This is a genomic window from uncultured Boseongicola sp. (assembly GCF_937988555.1).
Taxonomy (GTDB): domain Bacteria; phylum Pseudomonadota; class Alphaproteobacteria; order Rhodobacterales; family Rhodobacteraceae; genus Boseongicola.
In genome coordinates this window covers 1-2860 of the sequence record NZ_CALJXO010000095.1, presented here as the reverse complement: position 1 = coordinate 2860, position 2860 = coordinate 1, and the positions used below count along the sequence as shown (strand labels likewise).

Here is a 2860-nt window from a genome sequence, read left to right as displayed (position 1 = left end):
CGGCTGCGGGCGTAAAGTTTGCGCCGATCCAGTCTTCGGTGATTTGGGGCAACGGCGTCGCGAGGTCGCGGGTAGTGACCTGGGCTCTCTCAAAGCGGTCGACGATGCGGTGGGCCAAATCGCGGGAGATGGAGCCAGTTTTGCGGGCGGATGCGTCAATTTGAAGAATTTTCGTGGGCATGGAAGCCTCCTTGGTTCGTGTTGACGCAGAGGTAGGCTTGGCCTGGGCCAGGCGGTATTCCGATAAAGTGAACGCGCGTTGTGCGTTTTTGTGAGGAATTGAACGATAGCCCTGTGGATGTCTTAATTTTCGCACGATATGCTCTGAGCAAGAAATAGGGATGTTTGCCATGTCGATTAGCACTTGGGATGAGATACGCACCGCTTACCATGTGGCGCGTATGGGGACCGTGAGCGGAGCGGCGGAAGCTTTGGGCGTCCATCACGCGACGGTCATTCGCCACATTGATGCGCTTGAGGCGCGGCTGGGGGTGAAGCTGTTTCAGCGGCATGCGCGAGGCTATACGGCGACAGAAGCGGGTCTGGATTTGTTGCAGGTTGCGCAGGCGACCGACGATCAGTTCACGCAGTTGGTGGGTCGCATTCGCGGGCGAGGCGATCAGGTGTCGGGCGAGTTGGTGGTGACGTCTTTGACGTCTGTGTCGCCGCGACTGACGCCGGTCTTGGCGCGGTTTCAGGCGCTCTATCCCGATCTGATTGTGCGATACATTACCGGGGATACGGTTTTGCGGCTTGAGTACGGTGAGGCGCATGTGGCGGTGCGTGCGGGGCGGGCGCCGGACAATCCCGACAACGTGGTGCAGCCATTCGTGCCGCAGGAAATAACGCTTTATGCCTCCGACGACTATATCGCGCGCAAAGGTCGTCCCGAGACGATTGACGATCTGGGAGCCCATGATTTCGTGACCCTCGACAGCATCGAAAGCCGTGCGCCTTTTGCGCGATGGCTGCGCGAAAAGGTCCCGTCCGAGCGCTTCGTGTTTCGCGGCACTGATAATCGGGTCCTGCGGGACGCGGTTATTGCGGGCGTTGGGATCGGGTTCGTTTCGACCTGGGACGCTGAGCGCTACACTGGAATCGTACGTTTGTTTGAGCCCCTCGAGGAATGGACCGCGCCGTTGTGGTTGGTGACGCATGTGGATCTTCATCGCACGACAAAGGTTCAGACGTTTTTGAAGTTCCTGAAGGAAGAAGCCAAATCGTGGTAGCCGCTGGGCCGGTTTCTCGTCGCGAGGAGTTGAAGGGCCACATCGGTATGGTGGCATTTTCGGCTTTGGTGGCGGGGTCATATTCGTTCGGCGGGCGGATCGCCAATCAGATTGATCCGATGGCATTGACGGCCGTGCGGTTTGTTTTGGCAGCTCTTGTGGTCAGTGTGATTGCGGTTGCGACGGGCCAGTTCACACGGGCGGCCTTGCGGGCGTCATGGCGGTATCTGCTGTTGGGTGGTCTGTTCGGATTGTACTTTGTTTTGATGTTTGAGGGGCTGAAGACCGCGCATCCTGTCTCGACTGCGGCGGTATTTACGCTAACCCCGGTGATGGCGGCTGGATTTGCCTGGCTGATCATGGGGCAGGTCACGAACCGGCGAATGGCGGTGGCGTTGCTGTTCGGGGCAATCGGGGCGTTATGGGTCATCTTTCGGGGGAATTTTGCGGCGTTTCTGGCGTTTGACGTGGGGATCGGCGAGATGATCTTCTTTGTCGGCTGCGTGGCGCATGCGCTTTATATTCCTTTGGTGCCGCGCCTGAACCGGGGCGAAGGGGTGTTCGCTTTCGCATTGGGGACGATGGTCGGAGGTGCGATCCTTGTCGGTGTTTTCGGGGCCTCGCGGATTGTCGCGACGGATTGGAGCGCCTTGCCGGTTTTGGTCTGGGCGGTGCTTAGCTATTTGGTGATCTTTGCGTCCGTCGCCTCGATCAGTCTGATCCAGTTCGCGTCGATGCGGCTGAAGGCGGCAAAGGTTATGGCCTATACCTACTTGATCCCGACTTGGGTGATCTTGTGGGAATTGGTTTTGGCGGGCGATGTGCCGCCGCTTGTCATGGTGCCTGGCGTGGGGCTGACAATTCTGGCGCTGGTGATGCTGTTGCGCGAGGGGGCTGCACAGCCCGCCTAGGCGCCTGACTGATCGTCGGAGCCAAGCTGGCGTTCAAGGAAGGTCTCGAAGGCATCGAGATCCACCGCGTCGAACTGACCGAAGCTTTGCATCCAGATGCTTGTGCCGCGCAGCGCGTCCGGGTTCAGTTTGCACCACTTTACGCGGCCGCGTTTTTCCTGAGCGATCAGGCCAGCGCGGGTGAGGATGCCGAGGTGCTTGGAGATCGCCGCCAAAGACATTTCGAAGGGTTCAGCGACGTCGGTCACGGCCATGTCGTCTTCCAGCAGCATCTCAAGAATGCGCCGCCGGGTCGGATCGGCTAGGGCAGAGAGCACGCTATCAAGGGCTGGATTATTGCGCATTCCTTGGCCGTAGCCGGGCAGGGCCCCCTAGGTCAAGTCGCGGGGCGCCTCAGATGGTGAGGCGATCCATCACGAAACGCAATGACACCTGATTGGTTTTTGGCGATAGGGTCAGGGGTGCGATTTCAAGGACAAGCAGGATGGCGTATTGCTAGTGGGCCATCATCGTGATGCTTGGCACGCTGATCCTTGCACCGTTGGCGCCTGGTCTTGAAGGCATGCCGGTTATTAAACGGCCCGAAACCTGGGCGCGTTTGTTTGTAATCGGGTTTGTTTTGGCCTCGGCGGCGTTCATCACTTTGTTCTGGCTTATTCCTCGTGTCGGCGGGGCAACGGCGTCAATGATCACCTTGATTGCGCCGATCTCGTCGATCTC

The 2860-nt window shown here is 59.0% G+C and carries 5 protein-coding genes; 3 read left to right on the top strand and 2 right to left on the bottom strand.

Going from position 1 to position 2860, the window contains the following annotated elements; translation table 11 throughout:
- A partial coding sequence (locus tag Q1B15_RS05320; protein ID WP_299751220.1) for an NAD(P)H-dependent oxidoreductase occupies positions 1 to 181 on the bottom strand: 181 nt, incomplete at its 3' end.
- Between the two features lie 175 nt (positions 182 to 356).
- Between Q1B15_RS05320 and Q1B15_RS05315 the strand changes: the two genes are divergently transcribed.
- Both Q1B15_RS05315 and Q1B15_RS05310 read left to right on the top strand, forming a co-directional pair.
- Positions 357 to 1229, top strand: a complete 873-nt coding sequence (locus Q1B15_RS05315; RefSeq protein ID WP_299751226.1) for a LysR family transcriptional regulator — start codon at positions 357 to 359, stop codon at positions 1227 to 1229.
- A complete protein-coding gene (locus Q1B15_RS05310; RefSeq protein WP_366141680.1) occupies positions 1223 to 2140 on the top strand; it encodes a DMT family transporter in 918 nt (305 codons plus the stop codon). Before Q1B15_RS05315 ends, Q1B15_RS05310 begins: the two co-directional genes overlap by 7 nt.
- On the opposite strand, the gene Q1B15_RS05305 is transcribed toward Q1B15_RS05310, so the two are convergent.
- Entirely contained in the window at positions 2137 to 2484 is a 348-nt protein-coding gene (locus tag Q1B15_RS05305; protein WP_299751217.1) for a metalloregulator ArsR/SmtB family transcription factor, read from the bottom strand. The genes Q1B15_RS05310 and Q1B15_RS05305 overlap by 4 nt on opposite strands.
- Before the next feature lie 170 nt (positions 2485 to 2654).
- Here Q1B15_RS05305 and Q1B15_RS05300 point away from each other — a divergent pair.
- Positions 2655 to 2860: EamA family transporter (locus Q1B15_RS05300; RefSeq protein WP_366141679.1), on the top strand; the 206-nt coding region annotated here is incomplete at its 3' end.